The sequence below is a fragment of the Afipia sp. P52-10 genome, from assembly GCF_000516555.1.
In the GTDB taxonomy this organism is placed as follows: domain Bacteria; phylum Pseudomonadota; class Alphaproteobacteria; order Rhizobiales; family Xanthobacteraceae; genus P52-10.
On the sequence record NZ_AZSJ01000003.1, the window covers coordinates 1,786,446 to 1,810,149 of the forward strand.

The following is a 23,704-nucleotide window of genomic DNA, read 5'->3' on the forward strand; positions in this document are numbered from 1 at the left end:
GTTCGCCGTCAACCGGCCTGGCCGAAGGCTTTCCGCACGATGCGGAACGATACCACGCCGAACAGGCGGAGCGCGGCCGCATAGACCAGCAGCCCAAGCGCGATCAGCGTCGCGAGCGTGACGGCGCGGCTGAGCAGGCTTGCATCTGCGTCGGACATGGCCGCCCGTGCGGCGACAATCGCCGTTCCCATCAGCGCCGATGCGAGGACGATCCGCGCGAGCTTGCTGGCGCCTGCGCGGTCGATGGGCAATGCGCGCGCACCGGCGAGCAGGCCGCCCAGCGTGAGCACGGTGAGCCAGGCGCCGGCGGCCATCGCCACGGCAATGCCGGCGTAACCGAAACGCGTGTGGACGAGCAGCGCGATCACGAGTGTTGCTGCCAGTCCTACAACGGTGGTCAGGGCCGGTGTGAGCATCTGTTCGCGCGCGAAGAACGAGGCGTTGAAGGTCTTGATCAAGGTGTGGGCCGGCAACGCTGTCGCGAGCACGGCCAGCGTCAGCGCCGTTGCCGCCGTGTCGCTCGCGCTGAATGCGCCGCGCTCGTAGAGCAGTGCGACGATCGGCTGGGCGAGCGTCGCAAGCCCGATAGCCGCCGGTAACGCGAGGCCGAGGCCGAGCTGCAGCGCCAGCGAGGCCGCCGTGTCGTGGCCCGCGCTATCATCGTTATGCGTGGCATGGCTGAGGGCCGGCAGCAGCACCGTTCCTGCGGCGGCGCCGACAATGCCGAGCGGCAGCTCGACCAGCCGGCTCGCGAAATAAAGCCATGATATTGCGGCAGGCGAGGCCGAGGCGACGAGCGCGCCGGCCACCAGCAGGAGCTGAGGCCCGGACTGAGCGATCATGCCGGGCAGTGCGCGGCCGAGCAAGGCACGGATCTCGGGGGCGAACGAAAGGCGCAGCGGCCATGCCGTGCGTGCGCCCGCGAACACCAGTACGGCCGCCTGCATGCAGCCGGCGATACCAACCGTAGCCCCTAGCACCAAGGCTGACGTGGTGGCGCGCATGCCGTCCATGGTGAGAAGCACTGCGATCACCGCAATCATCGCGATGTTGAACAGCAGCGGCGAGAAGGATGTGAAGACGACCTGGCCGTTCGCGTTCAGCGCGGCAGCAAGCACCGCGACGGGGCCGGCGAAGGCGAGATATGGCAGCATCAGTCGCGCGCTCTCCACCGCGATTTGCAATGTGGCGCTGTCGCCGAAGCCTGGCGCGAGCAGCGCGACCACCTGCGGCATCAGCAGCGCGAGAATCGCGCTTGCGCCGATCAGCGCCGTTCCAATTGCGCCCAGCGCCCGACCGGCGAAAGCAGCGGCGGCGATGTCACCCGTGCTGTTACGGATACGCAGGTATGCGGGAACGAAAGCCGCATTGAGCGAACCTTCGCTGACCAGCCGGCGCGCGACATTGATGACCTGGAACGCGAGCAGAAACGCATCCGCCACCGCCGTCGCGCCGAATAACGCCGCGAGCATGGCGTCGCGAATGAAACCCAGCAGCCGCGAGCCGAGTGTGCCGGTGAAAACGGTGGCAATGGGGCGGATCATGCCAAGCGTTATAAGCGCCGAATCGCCTGCTGTCGCTTGCTGCAAGCGGCGATGCCGTGATAGGTCGGGCCCTACCTGCACCGAAGGCGAAGCCTTCGCAAACCCCACCTGCCACCGGATTTCTTGATGACCTCATCGGCCTACGACGTTCTCGGCATCGGCAACGCCATTGTCGATATTCTGGCGCGCACCGACGATGCCTTCCTGACGGCGCAAGGCATGACCAAGGGCAGCATGACGCTGATCGACGAGGCGCGGGCGACCGGAATTTACAGCGCGATGGGGCCAGCGGTGGAGGTGTCCGGCGGTTCGGCGGCCAACACCATCGTCGGCGTTGCGGACTTCGGCGCGCGCGGCGCATTCGTCGGCAAGGTGAAGAATGACACGCTCGGCGGGGTCTTTATCCACGACATCCGTGCCGCGAAGGTGAGCTTCGACACCGCGGCGGCCACAGACGGCCCCGCGACTGCGTGCAGCTATATCCTGGTCACGCCCGATGGCGAGCGCACCATGAACACCTACCTCGGTGCAGCGCAGAACCTGCATCCGAACGATATCGATGCCGCGCAGATCGCCGCCTCCGCGATCGTCTACCTCGAAGGCTATCTGTGGGACCCGAAGGATGCGAAGGATGCCTTCCTGAAGGCGTCGTCTGTCGCGCATGGCGCGGGCCGCATGGTGGCGCTGACGCTGTCGGATGCGTTCTGTGTCGGCCGTTACCGCGACGAATTTTTGGAGCTGATGCGCAAGCGTACGGTCGATCTTGTCTTCGCCAACGAGGCGGAGCTGACCTCGCTGTATGAGACCGCCGATTTTGATGCGGCGCTGGCGCAGCTTCGCAAGGATGCCAAGCTGGGTGTGGTGACGCGCAGCGAGAAGGGATGCGTCGTCATCTCCGGCGATGAGACCGAGGCGGTGCCGGCGTTCCCGGTCGAGAAGGTCGTAGATACGACCGGCGCTGGTGATCTGTTCGCTGCGGGCTTCCTGTTCGGCCTGGTCCGCGGCGCCGGGCTGAAGCAGGCGGGTCAGCTCGGTACGCTCGCGGCGGCGGAGATCATCCAGCATATCGGCGCGCGGCCGCAAACCTCGCTGAAGGCGCTCGCGCAGGCGAAGGGTCTTTTGCCTTGATGGATCGGGAGCCCAGACGGACCAGATTCTTCCGCAGGGCAATCATTGATGTTTGGCGGCAAGGGCGTAAGGTTCCGGGCCTCATTCGGCGGGCCGCCTGTCATATCTGAACCGTAGGGTGCGCCGACCGTTAATAAGAACGCCGTGCCGTATCCCAGGAGTGCAGCCATGACCCCCACCGCGCCCGCTGCCCGCGCGGCAGTTCCCCAGACCGAGTCTTTTGCCAAACAGCTGAAAGACCCTTCGTTGTTGCGGGAGGCCTGCTTCATCGATGGCGCCTGGGTCGGTGCGCCGCAGACGCCGGTGACCAATCCGGCCAACGGCGCCGAACTTGCCAAAGTGCCACGGCTGGCGACTGAGGAAACGACCAGGGCGGTCGAGGCCGCCGAGCGCGCGTTCCCGGATTGGGCGAAGCGGACGGCGAAGGAGCGCTCCAATATTCTGCGCCGGTGGTTCGATCTGATTGTCGCCAACCGGGACGACCTTGCGCTGATCCTGACATCCGAGCAGGGCAAGCCGCTGACCGAGGCGCGCGGCGAGATCGATATCGGCGCGGCCTATGTCGAGTTCTTCGCCGAAGAGGCGCGGCGTGTTTATGGCGAGACCATTCCGACCCAGCGCGCCGATGCGCGGCTGCTGGCGATCCGCCAGCCGATCGGCGTCTGCGGTGCGATCACGCCATGGAATTTCCCGTGCTCGATGATCACCCGCAAGGTATCGCCGGCCTTGGCGGCAGGCTGCACCGTGGTCCTGAAGCCGGCGAACGAGACGCCGCTGACGGCACTGGCGCTTGCCGTGCTGGCCGAACGTGCCGGGATTCCAAAGGGTGTGTTCAACGTGCTGACGGGCAATTCGTCGGCGATCGGCAAGGTCCTGTGCGCGCACCCCGCGGTCCGCTTCGTCGGCTTCACCGGTTCGACCGAAGTCGGCAAGATCCTCTATGAGCAGGCGGCGGTCGGCGTGAAGAAGCTTGGCCTTGAGCTCGGCGGTAACGCGCCGTTCATCGTGTTCGACGATGCGGATATCGATGCCGCGGTGGAAGGGGCGATCGTCTCGAAATATCGCAACATGGGGCAGACCTGCGTCTGTGCCAACCGCCTCTACGCCCAAGACAAGATCTACGACGCATTCGTCGAGAAGCTCGCCAAGAAGGTCGCGGCGATGACGATCGGCGACGGCACCCAGGATGGCGTGGTGCAGGGCCCGCTGATCAACATGGACGCGGTGGAGAAGGTCGAGAAGCATATCGCGGATGCGATCAAGCACGGCGCCAAGGTGGTCACCGGCGGCAAACGGCATGCGCTGGGCGGCACCTTCTTCGAGCCGACCGTGCTTGCGAATGTCGCGCCGGATGCGCTTGTCGCGCAGGAAGAGACGTTCGGTCCGCTGGCGCCGGTGTTCCGCTTCAAGGACGAGCAGGAGGTGATCGCGCTGGCCAACAATTCGCCGTTCGGTCTCGCCTCCTACTTCTATGCGCGTGATCTTGGACGGGTCTGGCGCGTGGCGGAGGCGCTCGAATCCGGGATGGTTGGCGTCAACACCGGGCTAATCACCACCGAGGTCGCGCCGTTCGGCGGCGTGAAGGAATCCGGCCTCGGCCGCGAGGGCTCGCGCCACGGCATGGACGAGTATGTCGAGATCAAATACGTGATGATGGCTGGCGTCTAACTTGGGATCGAACGAAATGGCCGACGAAAAACTGGCTTACGCAACTCAGCACGATGGCTGGGGCGAACTGGTGCTGTCGCGCCCGGCGCGGCGCAACGCGCTGATCGGGCCGATGGTGTTGCAGATGCGGGAGGCGCTGGCCTCGTTGCAGGCGGCAGGCTCGCGCGTCATCCTGCTGCGTGGGGATGGCGGATCGTTCTGCTCCGGGCTTGATGTCGATGCCTTCAACACGAGCCCGCCGCAGCCGTGGGTGAAGGATTTCGCCGATAGCTGGATGGGGTTTCATCTTGATCTCTATCGATGTCCGGCAACGATCGTCTGTGCACTGGAGCGGCATGCGATCAATGGCGGCGCGTCGATGGCGCTCGGCAGTGATCTGTTGGTTGCAGGCGAAGGCGCGTTTCTGATGGTTGGCGAGGCAGCGCAAGGTGCGCCGGCGCCGATGAACCTCGCCTGGTTGAAGCTGCGCGCTAGCGAGACGGTGATCGCGCAGTTGATGCTGAGCGCGCGGCGTTTCCACGGTCCCGAATTGCATCGGCTTGGACTGGCATTCGAGGTTGTGCCCGATGCCGAGGTGCTGGCGCATGCCCGCAAGCTGTCGGAGACGCTGGCGAAGTTTCCAGGCAGCGGCCTGGCGTCGACCAAGTATGCCATGCGCAAGCTCGGTCCCGCGGGCGATGGCGAGGATTGGTTTCGTCGCGCGAAGGAGAAGCCGCCGAACGTTGGCGACTGGACGCCGCAGCGGCAGCGTGTCGCCAGCACGTAACGCGGTCACCGCAACGCAAGCCGATGATGACCCTAACGATCGATGTCGGTGCAATCGAGCTTGCAACGACATCGGCAGCATTGGATTCAGGGCAGTAAGGTCCTGGTAACAAGGACTCGGCAATCGCCTCAGCCTTCGCGGCTTGGCGATCGCGCGTTATGCGGCCGGTGCCGTCTCGGTTGACGGAAGTCCGGTCCGCAGCAGCTTGCGGATCGCGGGAGCTGCGGCCACACTGCCTTTCTCGGCGAACGCTTCGTGGTTCGCTTCGATCTCGTCGAGTGCGTAGAGATAGTTGACCATCAGCCCGTGCGATTGCTGCAGGCCTTTGAGGGAGCGGTCGCCGAGGAAATCCAGCCGCTCCAGCCGCGCGCCATTGCCGAGGTGGAAGCGCGCGACCGGATCGATCTGCCGTCCACGCGCGTTGCGCGCCTGCAGGAAATAGTAGGCCGCGGCCGGCAGCAGCACCGCCTGCAGCTTTTCAGCCGCCTCCGCATTGTCCTGCCAGCCCGGTTGGTCGAGCAGCTTCAGCGTCTCTTTTGCGGCAGTGTTCAGGAACGCTGGTGTTTCCGCCGCGCGTTCGCCGGCAAGCCAGTTCGCGAACTCGGGCACCGGCGAGAGTGTAACGAAGGTCTGCAGATTAGGCAGCTCGCGCTTCAGTTCCTCCACCACCTGCTTGATCAGGAAGTTGCCGAAGGAAATGCCGCCGAGGCCCTTCTGGGTGTTGGAGATCGAGTAGAAGACCGCGGTGGTCGCTTCGGTTGCGGCGATCGGCGTGCGAGCGAGGTCGAGCAGGGGGGCGATTGCACCGGGAATGTCCTTGGTGAGTGCAACCTCGACGAAGATCAGCGGTTCGTCCACCAACTGCGGATGAAAGAAGCCGTAGCAGCGGCGGTCCGCGGGGGCGAGACGGTTGCGCAGGTCATCCCAGTTCTCGATCGCGTGCACCGCCTCGTAGCGGATGATCTTTTCCAGGATATTGGCCGGTGTCGTCCAGTCGATCCGTCGCAGCACGAGAAATCCTCGATTGAACCAGGATGCAAACAGGTGAACGAAATCGCTGTCCACCAGCTTGAATTGGGGATTGTCGGATGCGTTCGCCAGCAACGCTTCGCGCATTCGCAACAGTGCGGCGGTGCCGCCGGGGGCGAGATTGAGACGGCGGAAGAGTTCCTGACGGCGCGGCTCGGCAGCATCGTGTACGGCCTTTACGGCGCCGGCATCGAAATCGCTCGCCTGCAGATGGGCGATCGCCTGCTCGATGCGCTCGCGCTCGGGGCCGAAGCGGTCGGCCAGCGCCTTCAAGAAGGCGATGCGATCGGGCGTTGCCGCCGACGTATAGCCGGCAAGCAGGGTCTGCGCGAGAGCGACGCCGGTGGCTTCACCGCGCCGCGACAGCAGCGCCTCGCCAAGCTCGATCAGTTCGGTTTGCGACATCGGGGCGACGCCGGCGGTGCCGAAGCGTCCGCCGAGGAGCGCGCGGCCGCGCTCGGTCAGCGTGTTCAGGAGCTCGCTCAGAAAAGCCGGAGCGCGCTCGAATCCGCGGGCTTGCGATCGGGGTCGGGTCATCGGGACATCCACCTGCAATTGTCACCAACCGACGGCATGGTAGCATCGAAAGCCGCTGTGGTCTCATAGACAAAAATTGAATGACCGCTTTGCGCCACGCGCGCCGGTCTCAACCCTCCGGTCTAAAACTTCCAGGAACGGCGTTGCGATTGATAGGATAGATTTTAAGCTTGCCTTGCCGATCCTTGCCGAATTGTGACGCAATCGGATCGGCGTTTATGGCCGGAAAGGGAACAACGATGAGCAGTCAGAGCGCGGCGGCGGCAGGTTTCAGCAACGCCGTCGAGGTGCGGGGTCCGCAGCGGACGCTTTACATCGCGGGCCAGGTGGCGAGTTTCGATGACGGGCGGATCCCCGGCAACATTGAGGCCCAGTGTCACCTGATCTGGGACAAGATCGAGAAACTGCTGCAGGACGCGACGATGACCTTGAGTGATGTGGTGAAGACGACCGTCTTCCTCACCTCTGCCGACGATGTCGACGCGTTCCGCAGGGTGCGCGCGCAGCGTCTGGGGGATGTCAAACCCGCGTCGACGCTGGTCGTTGTCTCTGCGTTGGTGCGACCTGAGTTTCGGGTCGAGATCGAGGCGATCGCCAGCAAGGCCGAGTGAGGAAGCGCGTTGCGAAAAGGAGATGGCCGGGACATGCCCGGCCATCGTGAGAAGGAGCGAACGTTCTCGGGCCGGATCAGCGGCCCTTGAACTTGGCGGGGCGCTTTTCGAGAAACGCGGAGACGCCTTCGCGGAAGTCCTCAGCGGCACCGGCGCGCTTCTGCATCTGCACCTCGAGGTCGAGCTGCTCCTCATAGGAGTTGTGCTCGCTTTCCCAATAGAGCGTGCGGATCATCGACAGCGCGATGGTCGGGCCGTTGGCAAGTTCAATCGCGAGCTTCTTGGTTTCGGCCGCAAGCTCGGCATCATCGAACACGCGGTTGATCAGGCCCCATTCCAGCGCCTTCTCCGCGGGCAGCCGCTCGCCCAGCAGCGACAGCTCGACCGCGCGCGCCTTGCCGACCAAGCGCGGCAGCAGCCAGGTCGAGCCGCAATCGGGCACGAGGCCGATGCGGCGGAATGCCTGCAGGAAGTAGGCCGAGCGTGCGGCGAGGATGATATCGCCCATCAAGGCGAAGCTCATGCCGGCGCCTGCGGCCGGGCCGTTGACCGATGTGATCAGCGGGCAGTGCAGGTTGCGCAACCGCCGCAGGTACGGGTGAAAGGCCGTTTCGAGCGTCGAGCCGGCGCTGCGCCGGATCTGGTTGTTCTGATCGTTGCGTCCCTGCAGATTGGCTCCGGTGCAGAACGCACGGCCTGCGCCGGTCAGTACCACGCAGCGCACTTGGTCCTTTTTGTCCTCGATGACGTCGAGCGCTTCCGATAAGCCGCCGAGCATATCGACGGATACGGCATTCAGAACCTCCTGGTGGTCCATCTTGATCGTCGCGACCAGCGAATCGATCTCCAGCGTGGCGTGCTTGAACTGCATGGTTTCCTCTTCTGTTGTCGCGGGGTCCTCTGAAACGCCCACGCTGCACCCGGTGCCGGAGATTACGGGGAAATCGTCCGGCATTTCAAACGGTGTTGGCATGACCGGCACGCGGAGAGCCATGTCGGCAATACGAACGGCACTGCCTGTGCCTCCCGATTTCGCAAGGTGCGACTCTTAGCGGCCGCTGAATCTCGCCGGACGCTTTTCGAGGAAAGCTGCGACGCCCTCGCGGAAGTCGTCCGCGGCGCCGGCTCGCCTTTGCGTCTGCACTTCGCGGTCGAGCTGCTCCTCGTAGGAGGTGTGCTCGCTTTCCCAGTAGAGCCTGCGGATGCCGGCGAGGGCGACGGTCGGCCCGTTCGCGAGTTCGGCCGCGATCCTTCGGGTCTCGGCGGCGAGGTCGGCATCATCGACCACCCGGTTGATCAGTCCCCATTCCAGTGCCTTGTCCGCCGGCAGTTTCTCTCCGAGCAGCGACAGTTCGACGGCGCGCGCCTTGCCGATCAGCCGCGGCAGCTGCCAGGTCGAGCCGCAATCGGGCACGAGGCCGATCCGGCGGAACGCCTGCAGGAAATAGGTCGAACGCACGGCGATGACGATGTCGGCCATCAGTGCGAAGGCCATGCCGCCGCCGGCTGCCGGGCCGTTCACCGAGGCCACCAGCGGGCAGTGTAAGTCGCGCAAGCGGCGTAGGAACGGATGATAGGCCGTTTCCAGCGTCGCGCCGGCGTTCGGGGATTTCTTGCTTGGATCGTTGCGGCCCTGCAAATTGGCGCCGGCGCAGAACGCCTTGCCCGCGCCGGTCAAGACCACGCAGCGGATTTGGTCGCGCTTGTCTTCGATCACGTTCAGCGCGTCGGTCAACCCGCCCAGCATCTCGAGCGAAATTGCGTTCATGACCTCCGGGTGGTTCATCGTCAACGTGGCGATGTGACCGTCGATCTCCAGCGTTGCGCGCGCGAACTGCATGGGCCTCTCCCAGTTGACGTGGGCTTGTCGGCGCCCACTCTCGGCGTGAGCATAAGAGCAAGACGTGGTTTTGTTCAAATCGGATTGCGATGTTGCTCGTTTGATTTTGCGGCGGCAATTGTCCATGGTGTTGGCGAACGAACCATCGACGATACATGTACGGGTAGGAAACCATGAGCCTTTTCGATTTGTCCGGCCGCGTTGCGGTCATCACGGGCGGCAATGGTGGCATCGGCCTCGGCTATGCGCAGGGACTGGCGGCGCAGGGCTGCACGGTGTCGATCTGGGGCCGCAACGAGACCAAGAACGCAGCCGCCCTGGCGACGATCACGAAGGCGGGCGGCAAAGGCGAGGCGCGGGTTTGCGACGTCAGTGATCCAGCATCAGTGAAGCAGGCGATGGCCGCCGTGGTCGACAAGTATGGCCGCGTCGATGGCTGCTTTGCCAACGCCGGCATCGGCGGCGGCGGACGCCGCCCGTTCATCGATCGCACCGAGCAGGAGTGGCGGACGATGTTTGCCACCAATCTCGACGGTGTGTTCCATGTGTTTCAGGCGGCAGCCCGCCACATGACCGAGCGTGCGGCGAAGGGCGACAAGTTCGGGCGGCTGGTGGCCACCTCCAGCATGGCCTCGCTGTTCGGCACCGCGCAGAACGAGCATTATGCCGCGACCAAATCGGCAATCAACGCCATGATCCGTGCGCTTGGTGTCGAGCAGGCGCGTTATGGCATCACCGCGAATGCGATCCTCCCCGGTTGGATCAAGAGTGAGATGACCGCGGGCGCGATGGCCAACGACAAGTTCGTCGGCAACGTCATGCCGCGCATTCCGATGCGCCGCTTCGGCGACCCGGAAGACTTCAGCGGCATCGCCGTCTATCTCATGAGCAAGGCCTCGTCGTACCACACCGCCGATCTGTTCGTGATCGACGGCGGGTACTCGGCGTTCTGAGCAGGCCAGGAGAGGCGGGCAATCCCGCGTCTCGAAGGACCTTAGCGCTCCAGCTCCTGCAGCAGGAAGGTCAACGCGCCATTGGCGAAATCAAGCATGTTGTCGAGACGGTTGCCCTTGCCGGTTTCCAGCGTCATCGCGCTCTCGCGGAGGTTCATGCCGACCTTGCCGACGACGGCGAAGCAACTGTGGCCAGCGGCGTCGCCATAGCTGTTGCCGAGTCCTTGCGCGTTCGGCGGGCCGGCCGCACCGGCCTCGGCGATCCCCCAGGTGGTGTCGAACTGTTCGCGGATGCGGTTGGCGTGGATCAGCACGTAAGGTTCGGTCGAGGATCGCAGGCCGGGCGCCAGTCCTTCGAGACCGAGCAGATGGCGCCGTGCATGGCGGGTATAGACCACGGCGCCGCCCATGAAATACTTCGACGCGCCGGGCACAGCCAGCAGCGCCGCCGAGATCAGGCCGCCGGCGGATGATTCCGCCACCGCGATGGTGTGCTTCTTCTCGAACAGCTTGGCCGCGACTTTTTCGGCGACCGGCATCAGTTCCTTCATGTTCGTTCTTGCCTGTTCTTGCTTGTGGTTGTTGCTGCGGTGACGTGGGGGGCCGGCGGTGCGTTAGCCGGAGAGGTGACGCTTGTCCGGCTTGAGTTCGCCGCGCTCGACCTTCTTGACGATGTCGGTGAGCAGGGCGTTGGCGGGGGTGGCGATGCCGACCTGTTTGCCGCGTTCGACGACGAGGCCGTTCATGAACTCGATCTCGGTGCGGCGGCCCTTCACCATGTCCTGCCCCATCGAGGGGCGATGCTCGCCGCCGCCGGGCTTCCTGATGGAATCGAGGCGGTTCTCGTCGTAGAGGCGCTTGGCGTCCGCGTCGCCCTCACCGGCGCGGGCGATGATCTCCGGCGACAGGTGGTGCATCTCCTCCAGCGTGTGACCGAGCGCCTGGCCGACGCGGATCGCTTCGCTGCCGAGCCGCGCCATGAACTGGCGCAGGCCGTCATCGGCGATGGTGTCGCGGCTTTTCAGTCCGGTGCAGGCGGACACGCCGTTGCCCATCACGTTGAGCACCAGCTTGGTCCAGCGTTCGCTGGCGAGGTCCGTCGTCATCAGCGCGCTGTCGGTGAGCGCGACGAGGTCGCGCACCTGCTTGACGCGCTCGGTGATGGTGCCGTCGGGCTGGCCGACGCGAAACACAGTATGCGCATCGCCGCTCTTGCCGGCGGCGCGAAACACCTGGCCGGGCCCGGTCAGCTCGACGGTGATCGAGCTTGCGATCGAGCCGAGTGTCTTGTCCTCGCCGACGATGCTCGCGATCACCGGCTCGTTGATGCAGTTCTGCAGCGAGACGACATAGCCGTCCGCGGCGAGATACGGCTTGATCATTTCGGTCGACCAGGCGGTGTCGTAGGACTTCATGCAGATGAAAGCGATATCGACCGGCGCTTCCTTGGCGAGGCCCTGGACGTCGGTGATGTGCATGGCGCGCACCGGCACGTTGAACGGCGCGACGTCTTTCAAGTGCGTTACCGTCAGGCCGGCGGCGCGCATCGCCTCCACATGCGCGGGCCAGCCGTCGATGAAGGTGACATCGTGGCCGGCTTGCGCGATGTGGGCGCCGACATAACCGCCGACCGCGCCGGCGCCGACAATGGCAATGCGTGGGGACATCGTTGCTCCGATCAGGTGCGCTGGGCGCGATCTTTCTTGTTCTGAGCCTCGATCGAATCGCGGGCCCGCTTCCAGTCATCGTCGCTCCAATTGCGCAGCTCGTAGAAGCCCGCGCCGGTCGCGAGCGCCTGAGCGCCGTCGAGTGCGATGGTCTCGCCGTTGATCCAGTCGCAGCCGCCGGAGATCAGGAAGGTCGCGAGGTTTTCCAGCTCCTCCATCGTGCCGACGCGTCCCATCGGATTGACGCGTTTGGTGCGGGTGCCGGGCTCCTCGCCCGGATTGAGGCGCTTGCTCATACCTTCGGTGGGAATCTCGCCCGGTGCGATCGCGTTCAGGCGGATGCCGTAGCGGCCCCATTCGGTGGCGAGCGACATGGTCATTGCATGCACCGCGGATTTGCTCATCGCGGAAGGCACCACGAACGGGCTGCCGTTGCGCACCCAGGTCGTGACGATCGAGACGACATTGCCGCGATGCCTGCCTTCGATCCAGCGCTTGCCGACCGCCTGCGTCACATAGAACGTGCCGTGCATGACGATATTGGCGATAGCATCGAAGCCGCGCGGGCTGAGGTCCTGCGTGCGCGAGATGAAGTTGCCGGCTGCGTTGTTGATCAGGTCGGAGAGCGGCCCGGTCTCGAAGATGGTGCCGACCATGTGATCGACCGCGGCCGCGTCGCGAATGTCGACGCCGTGGCTGACCACCTTGCCGCCATGGGCCTTCATCAGCTCGGTCGCGGTGTCGTCGCACACCGCCTTGCGGCGACCGCAGATGTGCACCTCGGCGCCGAGGCTGAGAAAACGCGAAGCCATCGCCTTGCCGAGGCCGGTGCCGCCGCCGGTGACCAGAATGCGCCTGTCCTTCAGAAGGCCGTTCGCGAACATGGGCAATCTCCAATCCCTGACCATACGTTTTTGAGAGATTGACTAAATCGCACCGAGGCCGTTCTGTGAAGGGATAAAGTTTTCAAAGAACGAGGAGACGATCGATGGAGCACCGCGTCAAGATCACCATGTCGGACGGCGTGGCCGATGTGCGTCTCGTGCGCGCCGACAAGATGAATGCGCTCGATACCGACATGGTGCAGGCGCTGGTCGCGGCATCCGAACGGTTGAAGACCGAGAAGGGTCTGCGCGCGGTCGTGCTCTCGGGCGAAGGTCGTGCGTTCTGCGCCGGTCTCGACATGGGCCGCTTCTCGGCGATGAAGGAGGGCGATGCGGGCGGCATCAGTGGCCGCGATCTGTCGGTGCGCACGCACGGCTTGACCAATCTCGCACAGCAGTCGGTGTGGGGATGGCGGCAGGTGCCGGTGCCGGTGATCGCGGCGGTGCATGGCGTTGCCTTCGGCGGCGGCTGCCAGCTCGCGCTCGGCGCCGACATGCGCTTCCTCGCCGCCGATGCGCGCATGTCGATCATGGAGATGAAGTGGGGATTGGTGCCGGATATGGCCGGCACGCCGATCCTCGCGCGGCTGGTGCGCGACGACGTGCTGCGCGACCTCACCTTCACCGGGCGGATCTTCTCGGCGCAGGAGGCGCTCGGCTGGGGACTTGCGACACGCGTCTGCGACGATCCGTATGCGGCGGCGATGGAAGCCGCGCGCGAAATCGCCGGCAAGAACCCGCACGCGATCCGCGCCGCCAAGCAGATGCTCAACGATCTCGGCGGCGATCCCGGCCCGGCGCTGCTGGCGGAATCGGTCGAGCAGATGAAGCTGATCGGCCAGCCGAACCAGCGTGAAGCGGTGCGGGCGAATCTCGAGAAGCGCGCGCCGAAGTTCGCAGACGTATAAAGCCGGACGGCTGATCGCAACCCGCGGCGTCGGGTGTTGGTCATAGAGGGACCGCGGCCGGACGCTGCGGGGGCTCATGAACCGACGTTCCGTAGCGGCTGAGTGTGTTGATGCGCTGCTCCATTCGCGGCCGTCGTTCCGGGACATCGCGAAGCGATGAGCCCGGAACCCAATACGTCCGGCGGGTGTGACGGCGCATGGCGCCGGTGACTTTGTTAGTAAAGCCCATCGGGCGCGCTGTTTCATATGATCCAAGATCACGGCCGTAGCGGCAGACTGATCAGCACAGGGGTTATGGATTCCGGGCTCGATGCTGCGCATCGCCCCGGAATGACGCCAAACGTGTTGCGCCCACCCAGCCTTCTGCGTTGTTTCGAACTTGCGGGTGTCGCTCGCATTGGAAATGCAACGCGTGAAAAAGAAGCCGTGAAGAGCCCGTAGAGCCCATCGTGCCATCTGGGGCCTCATGGTTCGAGACGCGATGCTGATTTGCGCATCATCCCATCCGAAAACCGGTTCCCACTTTTCGGGATGATGCGTGCCGGGCTCCTCACCATGTTTCCAAGATGAGGCGCAGTGCTTCTCGCCTTCAGGTGCAGGGCTTCAGGTACAAGGCTTCAGGTGCAAGGCTTCTCCAATCTCCGCCGTCATTCCGGGGCGCGAGCAACGCTCGCGAGCCCGGAATCTATAACCCCGGTCTTCACGAGACCACGGACGCCCATGGCCTTCACGCGTCGCTTCAGTGCATCTCAGCTTGTGGGTCCAAGCAAGGCAGCGGCACACGACGTTCCTGCTTCTTGCGGACAGGACGACAGACGCAGCAGACCATCACTGCCGCAGGGCGTATGGATTCCGGGCCCGATGCTGCGCATCGCCCCGGAATGACGCCAAATGCATTGATGCGTCCACCCAGCTGCACCCACCCAGCTTTCTGCTGTTGTTTTTGAACTTGCGGGTGTCGCTCGCGAGCCCGGAATGACGACGGAGGATGTTGATGCGCGCGATGGCCGCCTCACGATGCTGTTCGTCAGGCAGCGACGCTGGCGCCGAGCGACTTGATCGCGGCTTCGGTGCCGCCGCTCCCATGCGGGATGTTGAGCGCCGTCAGCGCTACCTCGGCGACGCCCAGCGTGCCGAGGATCATCGGCGCGTTGACGTGGCCCATATGGGCGATGCGGAAGGCCTTGCCGGTCAGATCGCCGATGCCGGCGCCGATGATGACGCCGCACTTCTTGTTGCAGTAGTCGCGGAAGGCTGCGAGCTGCTTCGGGTCCTTCACCAGCACCGTGGTCACCGTGTTGGAACGCTCGCTCGGCTCCTCGATGTTGAAGGTCAGCTCCTGGCCCTCGGACCACTTGCCGACCGCCGCGCGCACGGCATCGGCGAGCAGCCGGTGGCGGGTGAACACATGCTCCAGCTTCTCCTCGAACAGCATGTTGAGCGCTTGGCGCAGGCCGAACATCAGATGCATCGGCGCGGTGCCGGCATATTTGTTGTAGTGCTGGTCGCCTTCGCGCGCGGTCCAGTCCCAGTAGGGCGTGCGCAGATCGGCGGTCTTGTGGATCGCGCGGGCGCGGTCGTTGGCGGCGACGAAGCCGAGGCCGGGCGGCGTCATCAGGCCCTTCTGCGAACCGGAGACCGCGACATCGACGCCCCAGGCATCCATCTCGAACGGCACGCAGCCGAGCGAGGCGACCACGTCGACCATGAACAGCGCCTTGTGATTAGCGGCCTTGATCGCCTTGCCGATCGCCTCGATGTCGTTGCCGGCGCCGGATGCGGTATCGACCTGCACCACCAGGATCGCCTTGATCTCGCCCGCGGTGTCCTTGCGCAGACGCGCCTCGACCTCTTCAGGCTTTACCGCGCGCCGCCAGCCGCCCTTCAGCACTTCGACCTCGACGCCGAGCTTGGCGGCGAAATCGCCCCAGCCGACCGCGAAGCGGCCGCTTTCCAGCACCAGGATCTTGTCGCCGCGCGACAACACATTGGTCAGCGCGCCCTCCCAGGCGCCGTGGCCGTTGGAGATGTAAATGTAGGTGCGGCCCTTGGTGCGGAAGAGTTCGGCGAGATCGCGCATCAGGCTATCGGTGATGCCGGGCAACTCGCCCGAGTAGATGTCGATCGCCGGGCGATGCATCGCGCGCAGCACGTCGTCGGGGATGACGGTGGGGCCTGGGATCGCCAAAAATTCGCGGCCCGCTCGAACGGTCATTGCATTTTCCTTTTCTTGCCCTGCCCAACTCTCGTCATGCAATTCGTCGTCGCATATGCCGTCCATGGACAAGCCGTGTCCCGGCGCGCGACGCATTGCCGATTCCGACCATGCCGCATCCTTGCATGGCCGCGCGCCGGCGCAAAGCGCCGGCCTGCTCACACGTGGAAACAGTGTGTTGCGGGCCTTTTGAAGGCGAGCTGTCAGCGCTCCGGCAGCGGGATGAATTCGGTCTCGTCCGGTACCCTGGCGAAACGGCCCGATTTCCAATCTTCCTTGGCTTGCTCGATCCGTTCCTTGCTGGATGAGACGAAATTCCACCAGATATGACGCGGCCCTTCCAGGGCGGTGCCGCCGAGGAACATCATGCGGGTGTTCTTGGTGGCGCGTACCGTAATGCGGTCGCCGGGGCGGAAGATCAGAAGACGGGGCGCCTCGAACCTGTCGCCGGCGATCTCGATCTCGCCCTCCACCAGGTAGATCGCCCGCTCCTCGTGATCGGCGTCGAGCGGCGCGGTCAACCCGGCCGGCAACGTCACCTCGACATAAAACCAGTCCGACACCATCTCCACCGGCGAGGCGACGCCGAATGCTTTGCCCGCGATCACCCGCGCGCGGAGCCCGTTGTCCTCCACCGTCGGCAGGCTTTCGGCGGCGTAGTGCTGGAACGAGGGTGCGATCTCCTCCTTGCCTTTCGGCAGGGCGATCCAGCTTTGCAGCCCGAGCATGCTTTGACCATCGCGGCGCGGCACGTCCGGCGTGCGCTCGGAGTGGGCGATGCCACGGCCGGCGGTCATCAGGTTCATGGCGCCGGGCATGATCTCCTGAATGTGTCCCTCGCTGTCGCGATGCATGATGCTGCCGTCGAACAGGTAGGTGACGGTGGCGAGGCCGATATGCGGATGCGGGCGCACGTCCATGCCGTGTCCGGCGAGGAACTGCACCGGACCGAAGTGGTCGAAGAAGATGAAGGGGCCGACCATCTGCCGCTTGCCGTGCGGCAGGGCACGGCGCACGGCGAAGCCGTCGCCAAGGTCGCGGGTGCGGGGCACGATCACCAGATCGAGCGCGTTGCAGGATTGCGGATCACCGAGGATCGGATCGGCGGAGGGCTGCCAGCTCATCGTGAATCTCCTGCAGAGCGGTGTTGCAGTTAATCGCGACCCGGTTTCGCCGGATCGCGATCGTCGATTGTAAGCGCGTTATCGAGACGCATGCGTGACGATGGTGGCGCAGCCGATCACAACTTTGCGTTAACGCCTCCACGTTTTTGGGCCACGCACGGCCCGATCCGTATGCCGCTCAGATCGCGTCCCAGTTGAACACGTCCGCCGAGCGGTCGAGCTTGTAGAACGAGCCCTTCATCGCCGGCATGCCGTGTTCGGCCAGCGACTGGATGGTCCAGCCCTCGCCGCGATGCACCGAGCGCAGCGGGCGCGACTGGCCCATCAGGTACACCTCGTTCATGCGCACGCCGAAGATCTGGCCGGAGACATCCTTCGAGGCGTCGCTGAGCAGATAGCCGACGACCGGGGCGATCTTCTCCGGGCCCATCTGCTGGATGCGGGCGACGCGGGCCTTCTCCTCTTCGGTCTCGGTGGGAATGGTGCCGATCAGGCGGCTCCAGGCGAATGGCGAGACGCAGTTCGAGCGCACGTTGAAGCGCTGCATGTCGAGGGCGATCGACTTCGACAGGCCGACGATGCCGAGCTTGGCGGCGGCGTAGTTGGCCTGGCCGAAGTTGCCGATCAGGCCGGAGGTCGAGGTGAAGTGCACGAACGAGCCGCTCTGCTGTTCCTTGAACAGGCGCGCGGCCGCGTGGGCGACGTAGAACGAGCCCATCAGATGGACCTTGATCACCTGCTCGAACGCGTCGACGCTCATGCGATGGAAGATCGCGTCGCGCAGGATGCCGGCGTTGTTGACGACGCCGTCGAGCTTGCCGAACTTGTCGACCGCCATCTGCACGATGCGGCTCGCCGGGATCGCCTCCGCAACCGTTTCGAAGTTCGCGACCGCGGTGCCACCACGCTTGGTGATCTCGGCCACCACCTCTTCGGCGGGCGCGTTGTTAGTGCCGGAGCCGTCAGCCGCGCCGCCCGGATCGTTGACAACGACCTTCGCGCCCTCGGCCGCGCAGAGAAGCGCGATCTCGCGGCCGATGCCGCGGCCCGCGCCGGTCACGATGACAACTTTGTCCTCAAGCGCCTTACCAGCCATGGAGTTCTTCTTTCCGTCTCTTCGAGTGTGGGTCCGGTACCGTTCGTCGGTGCCGGTTCATGGAGCGATCCAGAGCTCTGCGCGGCGACCGCGACGGTCGATACGGAGCTGCCGGAGCGGCGCCACACTAGAGGTTTGCTCCCGCGGTGTCGCTTCGAATTCGAACGCGACGAATGACCCTGGCGATATGGCGAGGGTGAGCCGGTCTGCGGCGCGGCGATGCCGCTCACGCGTCATTCCCGGATCACAGGGATCGACATTCTTGTGATCCGTCAGGGCCTTGGAGCAGGTTGCAAGTCTTGTTGCGTTGCACCATATAACGACCGCCGACACGCCTCCGGACCGTGTTGCCTGCGCCCTGGCGCGGTCAGATCCGGACACCAACAGACGATGGAGCCGAACCGGCTGCCGGCGCGATTTGCAGGGACTGACGCCTCCTCGAGGGCCATCACGAGGAGCAGACGAATGACAACGAAGCATGCGACCGGCGACCGGCGCAGCGGAACGATCCGCGTGCTGACGGAGCGCGAGCGGCAACTGCTGCAGGATCACCTGCTGCGGCTCGACCCGCAGAGCCGGCGCGATCGCTTCAACGGCGTGGTCGAGGACGAGTTTCTGATCAAATACTCCGCCGGATGCTTCGGCGAGGGCGTCGTCGTGCTCGGCTACATTGAAGACGGCCAGGTTCACGCCGCGGCTGAGTTGCACGCGCCGCAGCGCTCGGCCGACGAGACACCCGAGATCGCGTTCAGCGTGGAGCGCGACCTGCGCCGCAAGGGCGTCGGCAGTGCGCTGTTCAAGGCGTTGATCGATGAGGCGCGGAAGGCGGGTTATCCGCGATTGCGGGTGACGACCGGGGCGCAGAACGATGCCATGCGAGGATTGGCGCGCAAGTTCGGCACCAAGCTCACCTTCCGCCACGGCGAACTCAGCGGCAGCATCGCGCTCGACACAGGTCGGCGGCCGGTCGCACCCGCCGGCATCGCGATGCCGTTCGCTGCCGGTGGCGGCATGCTGCAGGCGATCGCGGGCCTCAGCCTGGCATTCTGGACATCGGTGTTGCGGCTGTATGGCTTGGCGCCGACTCTATCCGAACCGCGCCGTAAACCGCATTGAGCGCGCCGCAGCGTCAGAATTTGCCGGTGACGAAGTACATCGCGATCCATGGCTGCCAGACGACGGCAGCGAGGCAGGCCAGCATCAGCGCGATGAAGGGAAGGGCGGCGCGGCACAGCAATCCGAACGGCTGCTTGAACGCGCTCATCGCCACGATCAGGTTGAGCCCCACCGGCGGAGTCAAATAGCCGATCTCCAGGTTGAGGATCATGATCACGCCGAACATCACCTTGTCGTAGTCATAGGCGGCCGCGAGCGGCGCCAGCAGCGGCGCCAGCACCAGGATCGCCTCGCCGGTGGTCATCAGGCAGCCGACGATCAGCAGCAGGATGTTGACCAGCAGCATGAAGGTCAGCGGGCTCGAAACGTACTGCTGCATGAACTCGACCAGCATCTGCGGCGCGCGATGCTCGGTCAGGATGATGTTGAGGCTGAGCGCCACGGCGAGCACCGGAAACAGCGAGCCGCCGAGCTTCGACGTTTCCAGCACCACGCCATAGAAATCGCGCAGCTGCAGCTCGCGATGGATGAACACCTCCACCGCGATCGCGTAGCAGAGCGCGACGGCGGCCGCCTCCGTCGCGGTGAAGTAGCCGCTGTAGATGCCGCCCAGAAGGATGACCGGCAGCAGCAGCGACCAGATGCCCTTCCTGAAGGCATCGGTGAATTCGGCGGCGTCGAACCGCTCGGTCGGCATCTTGCGGTTGACCCAGATCGAATAGCCGGCCAGCACCAGCGTCAGCAGGATGCCGGGGCCGAAGCCTGCCGCGAACAGGTCGGTGACGCTGGTTTCCGTCACCAGCGCGTAGATGATCATCGGGATCGACGGCGGGATGATGATGCCGAGCGTGCCGCCGGACATGATCGCGCCGAGGGTGAATTTCAGGTCGTAGCCGGCCTGCCGCATCGCCGGGTACATCACCGAGCCGATCGCCAGCATGGTGACGATCGAGGAGCCGGAGATGGCGGCGAACACGGCGCAGGAGAGCACGCAGGCGACCGCGAGGCCGCCCGGCAGCGGCTTGGTGACCGACGACAGGATGCGGATCAGCCGCTGGGCGATCGAGCCGCGCGACATCACGTTGCCGCACAGGATGAACAGCGGGATCGACAAGATCACCTCCTTGTCGAGACCGACCCACATGTCCTCGATGATGTAGTCGAGCTTGCCCTGGCCCCAGCGCAGGTGCACCAGCGCCGCAATGGAGAGCAGGATCACCAGCAGCGGCTGGCGCAGCACCAGCAGCAGGATCACAAATCCGACGATGGCGAGCGCGATCATTCCTGAAACTCCGGCGGCAGCGGTCTCAGTCCGGGCCAGATCGCGTACATGAGGTAACGTCCCGCCGCCGACAGGAAGCCGATCGGAATCGCGAGCTGGATCGGCCAGACGCTCCAGTCGAGCACCGGCGCGCGCAGGTCGGTTGCCATCGACGACTGCACGAAGACAAGGCCGTAATAGGCGACGCCGATCAGGAACAGGCCGGTGATGGCGTCGGCCATGCGGTTGAACCACGGCTCCCAGCGCGCCGGAATCCAGCCGAATGCGACGCGCGGCACCAGATGGCTCGCGGTGGCGGTGGCGATGCCGATGCCGGCGAAGCTGCCGATCACCAGCGCGAAAATGGACAGCTTCTGCGAGGCGAAGACCCCGGTCGCGGTCGCGGGAAAGCCCATGGCGCGCATCAGCGGGCCGACCAGCTCGCGGCCGACGACGTCCACCAGCAGGATCAAGGCGATGAAGGAGAAGGCGATCACCGCGATCCAGCATTCGAGGGTGTGCCAGATCTCGGCGACGCGGCGCGCGAACCGCGGCGCCGGCGGCAGGCCGACGGCAGCGGGAGAAGCTTCAGGCGCGGTCTGCATGCAGGGCCCCGGACGCGGCGAACCTCAGAGCGAGGGGGCGGATGCGGCCCGAAGGCGCGCGGCGGGATCGAGCGAACCTGTCAAAGCAAGAGTCATCCACGACCGACACCGGCCTCCCCAGCATCGCCGGCGGCGTGCGCCGGCATCCCCAACAGCATCCGTGCGTGCGTCAGCTCTTCTTCTCGCAAGCCGCGCGCCCGGCTTCGAGCAGCGTGTAAAAGCGTTCGCCGTCGGCACCAAGCTCCTTCACCATGGTCGGCCAGACCGGCTGCAGGACCTTGCGCCACTCGTCGCGCTGCGCCGGCGTGACCTCGACGATCTGGCCGCCGCCCTTGAGGTGCATCTCGCGCAACGTCGCCTCGAAGCCGCGAACCTCCTGGCGCAGTTGCGCGGGCGAACGCCGCTCCACCGCCCGGTCGAGCGCGGCCTGCTGCTCCTTCGGCAAGCCGTCATACTTCGCCTTGTTCATCATGATGATGCCCGGCGCGTCCGACAGCTCGATGCGGGTCAGCACCGGGGCGACCTTGTTCAGGCCGGACGGCAGGTAGAAGGTGACGACGGAGGCCTGCACGTCCACCATTCCGGTCTGGAAGGCCGACGCGATCTCGGTGATGCCGATCATGTTGGGATTGGCGCCGAGCGCGGTCCACATCGCCGCCGACACCTTGTTGGAGGCGGAAGCCGCTTTCAGCCCTGCGACGTCCTTGGGCGAAACGAACGGCCGCTTGCCGATGATGTCGCCGGTGCCGACTTCGGTCCAGCCGAGGAATTTGACGCCCTTCTTCGCCAGCGCGTCGCTCACCGGCTTGGTCATGTGCTTGTCGAGGGTGCAGTCCTGCTCGGCGATGTCCTTGAAGAAGAACGGCAGGCCGAGCAAGGAAATCTCCGGCGTCAGCAACGCGACCGCGCCATTGGAGAAGCCGCCCATGTCGATGCGGCCGCGGGCGATCTGCTGCGCCGTATCCTGTTCGTTGCCGAGCTGGCCGGCGATGAACTGTTCGATCTTCAGCGCGCCCTTGCTTTCCTCCTCGACATCCTTGGCGAAGCGCTCGAGCTGCATGGTCCAAGGAGTCTTCGGCGGCGCTCCCGTGGTGTAGCGCAGCTCGATCGGCTTCTTGTCCTGCGCGAAGACGCTGGTCGCGCCGGCCGCTCCAAGGATCACGCCAAGGATCGTGCCAAGGATTGCGCCGGCGCCGATCGTTTTTGCGAGAATCGCACGGAAGATGCCGTCCATGAATGCCCCCTTCGAATCCAAATCCTTTGAATTCCGGCCGCGCCGTTGTCTCGCAAGGCTCGTCACGTCATGACGTGCCATGCGATGGTTGCGCGAGCGTGACGACGACGTGTGTTCACTATGGGACATTCCCGCAAAGATGCAACAGGGGTCGCCGCGCTGATTGTTTTGCAGCGCAGGATGCGGCGTGGATGCAGCGCGAGGCGCCTCTCGCGCGACGTGCGTGCAAGCGGAGACCGCGCAAAAGGCGCCGCGCAATGTCGCAGGCGCCGCGCGGATGCGAATGTCAGAACAGCAGCGGCAGTTGGCGCGGGCCGCGCACGGTGCCTTCGGACCAGGTCACGGTCCCTGCCGGATCGAGGCTGAACTCCGGAATCCGCTTCAGCCATTCCTCCAGCGCCACCGTCATCTCCATGCGGGCGAGATTGGAGCCGATACAGCGGTGGATGCCGAGGCCGAATGCCGCATGCCGGTTTTCCTTGCGGTCGATGATCACCTTGTCCGCATCGGGGAACATGGCCGGGTCGCGATTGGCCGCCGGGAACGAGAGCAGCACCATGTTGCCCGGCTTGATCGGGCAGCCGCTGACGGTGGTCTCCTTCACCACCTCGCGGGCCATCGTCACCGGCGAATAGGCGCGCAGGAATTCCTCGATCGCGAACGGCATCAGCGCCGGCTCGGCCACCAGGCGCTTGCGGTCCGCCGGCGTCTTGGCGAGATGCCAGATCGAGGAGCCGATCGCGCTCCAGGTGGTATCGATGCCGGCGATCAGCAGCAGCCGCAACGATCCGAGAATGTGCATGTCCGACAGCGGCTGACCGTCCGGCGTCTTGGCGCGGATCAGGTCCGAGATCAGGTCATCGGTCGGGTTCTTGCGACGCTGCTCGATGTGACCGGTGAAGTACGCCGTCATCTCCTCCGCAGCCTTGACGAGGACCTCGTCGTTCTTGATGCCGAGTTCGAGGATCTCATGGATCCAGCGTACGAAGGACTCGCCGTCCTTTTCCGGAATGCCCAGCATGTGCGCGATCGCTCGCACCGGGATGTGCTTGGTGTATCGCGCGGCGGCGTCGCACTTGCCGTCGTTGATGAAGCCGTCGATCAGCTCGTTGCAGATCGCGCGCACGCGCGGCTCCAGCTTCTTCATCGCGTCCGGCGTGAACGGCGGCAGCAGCAGTTGCTTGGCGGGCTTGTGGTACGGCGGGTCCGAGGTGATCGGCGGCGAGGGCGTCACCGGCTCGGGACGGACGTTGCGGACGACGACCCGGCGCGAGGAGAAGTGCTCGGTGTCGTAAGCGATCTGCTTCACCGCCTCGTAGGTGGTCGGCAGGTACACGCCGAGGAAGCGCTCGGTGTGGACGACCGGACACTTGCCGCGCAGTTCATCCCAGATCGGGAACGGGTTCTCGGTCCATTGCGGATCGGTGTGGTCGAAATCGGTGAGCCAGTCGGTGACGGGGGCGGTCGTGCTCATCAGCCTCTCCTGAATGTCTGCAAGGTCAGCGGATACGAAATCAG

The 23,704-nt window shown here is 65.0% G+C and carries 21 protein-coding genes; 7 read left to right on the forward strand and 14 right to left on the reverse strand.

Going from position 1 to position 23,704, the window contains the following annotated elements:
* Positions 1-8 precede the first annotated feature (8 nt).
* The gene (gene murJ / locus X566_RS09850) at positions 9-1,544 is read right to left on the reverse strand and encodes a murein biosynthesis integral membrane protein MurJ (protein WP_034465696.1); all 1,536 of its coding nucleotides are present in this window, start codon (positions 1,542-1,544) and stop codon (positions 9-11) included.
* 126 nt (positions 1,545-1,670) lie between these two features.
* Between murJ and X566_RS09855 the strand changes: the two genes are divergently transcribed.
* From X566_RS09855 to X566_RS09865, 3 genes are all read left to right on the forward strand, one after another.
* The gene (locus X566_RS09855; protein ID WP_034465698.1) at positions 1,671-2,672 is read left to right on the forward strand and encodes an adenosine kinase; all 1,002 of its coding nucleotides are present in this window, start codon (positions 1,671-1,673) and stop codon (positions 2,670-2,672) included.
* A 168-nt stretch (positions 2,673-2,840) separates the two neighbouring features.
* The gene (locus X566_RS09860) at positions 2,841-4,340 is read left to right on the forward strand and encodes an NAD-dependent succinate-semialdehyde dehydrogenase (RefSeq protein WP_034465700.1); all 1,500 of its coding nucleotides are present in this window, start codon (positions 2,841-2,843) and stop codon (positions 4,338-4,340) included.
* Positions 4,341-4,356: 16 nt separating this feature from the next.
* The gene (locus tag X566_RS09865) at positions 4,357-5,106 is read left to right on the forward strand and encodes an enoyl-CoA hydratase/isomerase family protein (RefSeq protein WP_152539834.1); all 750 of its coding nucleotides are present in this window, start codon (positions 4,357-4,359) and stop codon (positions 5,104-5,106) included.
* 156 nt (positions 5,107-5,262) lie between these two features.
* Here X566_RS09865 and X566_RS09870 read toward each other — a convergent pair whose 3' ends face one another.
* Positions 5,263-6,672, reverse strand: a complete 1,410-nt coding sequence (locus X566_RS09870) for a malonyl-CoA decarboxylase (protein ID WP_034465702.1) — start codon at positions 6,670-6,672, stop codon at positions 5,263-5,265.
* A gap of 239 nt (positions 6,673-6,911) precedes the next feature.
* On the opposite strand from X566_RS09870, the gene X566_RS09875 reads away from it, so the two are divergent.
* Positions 6,912-7,283: a RidA family protein gene (locus X566_RS09875; RefSeq protein ID WP_034465705.1), complete on the forward strand. Its 372-nt coding sequence runs from the start codon at positions 6,912-6,914 to the stop codon at positions 7,281-7,283.
* 76 nt (positions 7,284-7,359) lie between these two features.
* On the opposite strand, the gene X566_RS09880 is transcribed toward X566_RS09875, so the two are convergent.
* Together X566_RS09880 and X566_RS09885 are read right to left on the reverse strand one after the other, a co-directional pair.
* Positions 7,360-8,154: an enoyl-CoA hydratase/isomerase gene (locus X566_RS09880; RefSeq protein ID WP_034465708.1), complete on the reverse strand. Its 795-nt coding sequence runs from the start codon at positions 8,152-8,154 to the stop codon at positions 7,360-7,362.
* Positions 8,155-8,331: 177 nt separating this feature from the next.
* Positions 8,332-9,123 (reverse strand): enoyl-CoA hydratase/isomerase, encoded by a 792-nt coding sequence (locus tag X566_RS09885; RefSeq protein ID WP_034465711.1) that lies wholly within the window; start codon positions 9,121-9,123, stop codon positions 8,332-8,334.
* Positions 9,124-9,296: 173 nt separating this feature from the next.
* Here X566_RS09885 and X566_RS09890 point away from each other — a divergent pair, with 173 nt between their 5' ends.
* Positions 9,297-10,076: an SDR family NAD(P)-dependent oxidoreductase gene (locus tag X566_RS09890; protein ID WP_034465713.1), complete on the forward strand. Its 780-nt coding sequence runs from the start codon at positions 9,297-9,299 to the stop codon at positions 10,074-10,076.
* A gap of 41 nt (positions 10,077-10,117) precedes the next feature.
* Here the strand turns inward: X566_RS09890 and X566_RS09895 are convergent, their stop codons facing one another.
* From X566_RS09895 to X566_RS09905, 3 genes are all read right to left on the reverse strand, one after another.
* The gene (locus X566_RS09895) at positions 10,118-10,627 is read right to left on the reverse strand and encodes a CinA family protein (protein WP_034465715.1); all 510 of its coding nucleotides are present in this window, start codon (positions 10,625-10,627) and stop codon (positions 10,118-10,120) included.
* 63 nt (positions 10,628-10,690) lie between these two features.
* Positions 10,691-11,743 carry a ketopantoate reductase family protein gene (locus X566_RS09900; protein WP_034465718.1) on the reverse strand — a complete coding sequence of 351 codons (1,053 nt, stop codon included), beginning with the start codon at positions 11,741-11,743 and terminating at the stop codon, positions 10,691-10,693.
* An 11-nt stretch (positions 11,744-11,754) separates the two neighbouring features.
* Positions 11,755-12,627 (reverse strand): SDR family oxidoreductase, encoded by an 873-nt coding sequence (locus tag X566_RS09905; RefSeq protein ID WP_034465720.1) that lies wholly within the window; start codon positions 12,625-12,627, stop codon positions 11,755-11,757.
* Positions 12,628-12,731: 104 nt separating this feature from the next.
* On the opposite strand from X566_RS09905, the gene X566_RS09910 reads away from it, so the two are divergent.
* Positions 12,732-13,535, forward strand: coding sequence for a crotonase/enoyl-CoA hydratase family protein (locus tag X566_RS09910; RefSeq protein WP_034465722.1), 804 nt, complete (start codon positions 12,732-12,734; stop codon positions 13,533-13,535).
* 1,027 nt (positions 13,536-14,562) lie between these two features.
* Here the strand turns inward: X566_RS09910 and X566_RS09915 are convergent.
* The 3 genes from X566_RS09915 to X566_RS09925 form a co-directional block, all read right to left on the reverse strand.
* Positions 14,563-15,750: an alanine--glyoxylate aminotransferase family protein gene (locus X566_RS09915; RefSeq protein ID WP_034468268.1), complete on the reverse strand. Its 1,188-nt coding sequence runs from the start codon at positions 15,748-15,750 to the stop codon at positions 14,563-14,565.
* Between the two features lie 203 nt (positions 15,751-15,953).
* Positions 15,954-16,874 (reverse strand): pirin family protein, encoded by a 921-nt coding sequence (locus X566_RS09920; protein ID WP_034465724.1) that lies wholly within the window; start codon positions 16,872-16,874, stop codon positions 15,954-15,956.
* A 178-nt stretch (positions 16,875-17,052) separates the two neighbouring features.
* Positions 17,053-17,970: an SDR family NAD(P)-dependent oxidoreductase gene (locus tag X566_RS09925; protein WP_034465728.1), complete on the reverse strand. Its 918-nt coding sequence runs from the start codon at positions 17,968-17,970 to the stop codon at positions 17,053-17,055.
* A gap of 465 nt (positions 17,971-18,435) precedes the next feature.
* Here X566_RS09925 and X566_RS09930 point away from each other — a divergent pair, with 465 nt between their 5' ends.
* Positions 18,436-19,086 carry a GNAT family N-acetyltransferase gene (locus X566_RS09930; protein ID WP_051443980.1) on the forward strand — a complete coding sequence of 217 codons (651 nt, stop codon included), beginning with the start codon at positions 18,436-18,438 and terminating at the stop codon, positions 19,084-19,086.
* Positions 19,087-19,099: 13 nt separating this feature from the next.
* On the opposite strand, the gene X566_RS09935 is transcribed toward X566_RS09930, so the two are convergent.
* The 4 genes from X566_RS09935 to X566_RS09950 all read right to left on the reverse strand — a co-directional run bounded on the left by X566_RS09935 (position 19,100) and on the right by X566_RS09950 (position 23,660).
* Positions 19,100-20,368: a TRAP transporter large permease gene (locus tag X566_RS09935; protein WP_034465730.1), complete on the reverse strand. Its 1,269-nt coding sequence runs from the start codon at positions 20,366-20,368 to the stop codon at positions 19,100-19,102.
* Complete coding sequence (locus X566_RS09940; RefSeq protein ID WP_034465732.1) at positions 20,365-20,952, reverse strand: TRAP transporter small permease; 588 nt, start codon at positions 20,950-20,952, stop codon at positions 20,365-20,367. Before X566_RS09940 ends, X566_RS09935 begins: the two co-directional genes overlap by 4 nt.
* A gap of 169 nt (positions 20,953-21,121) precedes the next feature.
* Positions 21,122-22,186, reverse strand: coding sequence for a TRAP transporter substrate-binding protein (locus tag X566_RS09945; RefSeq protein WP_034465734.1), 1,065 nt, complete (start codon positions 22,184-22,186; stop codon positions 21,122-21,124).
* A gap of 286 nt (positions 22,187-22,472) precedes the next feature.
* Positions 22,473-23,660, reverse strand: a complete 1,188-nt coding sequence (locus X566_RS09950) for a cytochrome P450 (RefSeq protein ID WP_034465735.1) — start codon at positions 23,658-23,660, stop codon at positions 22,473-22,475.
* Positions 23,661-23,704 lie beyond the last annotated feature (44 nt).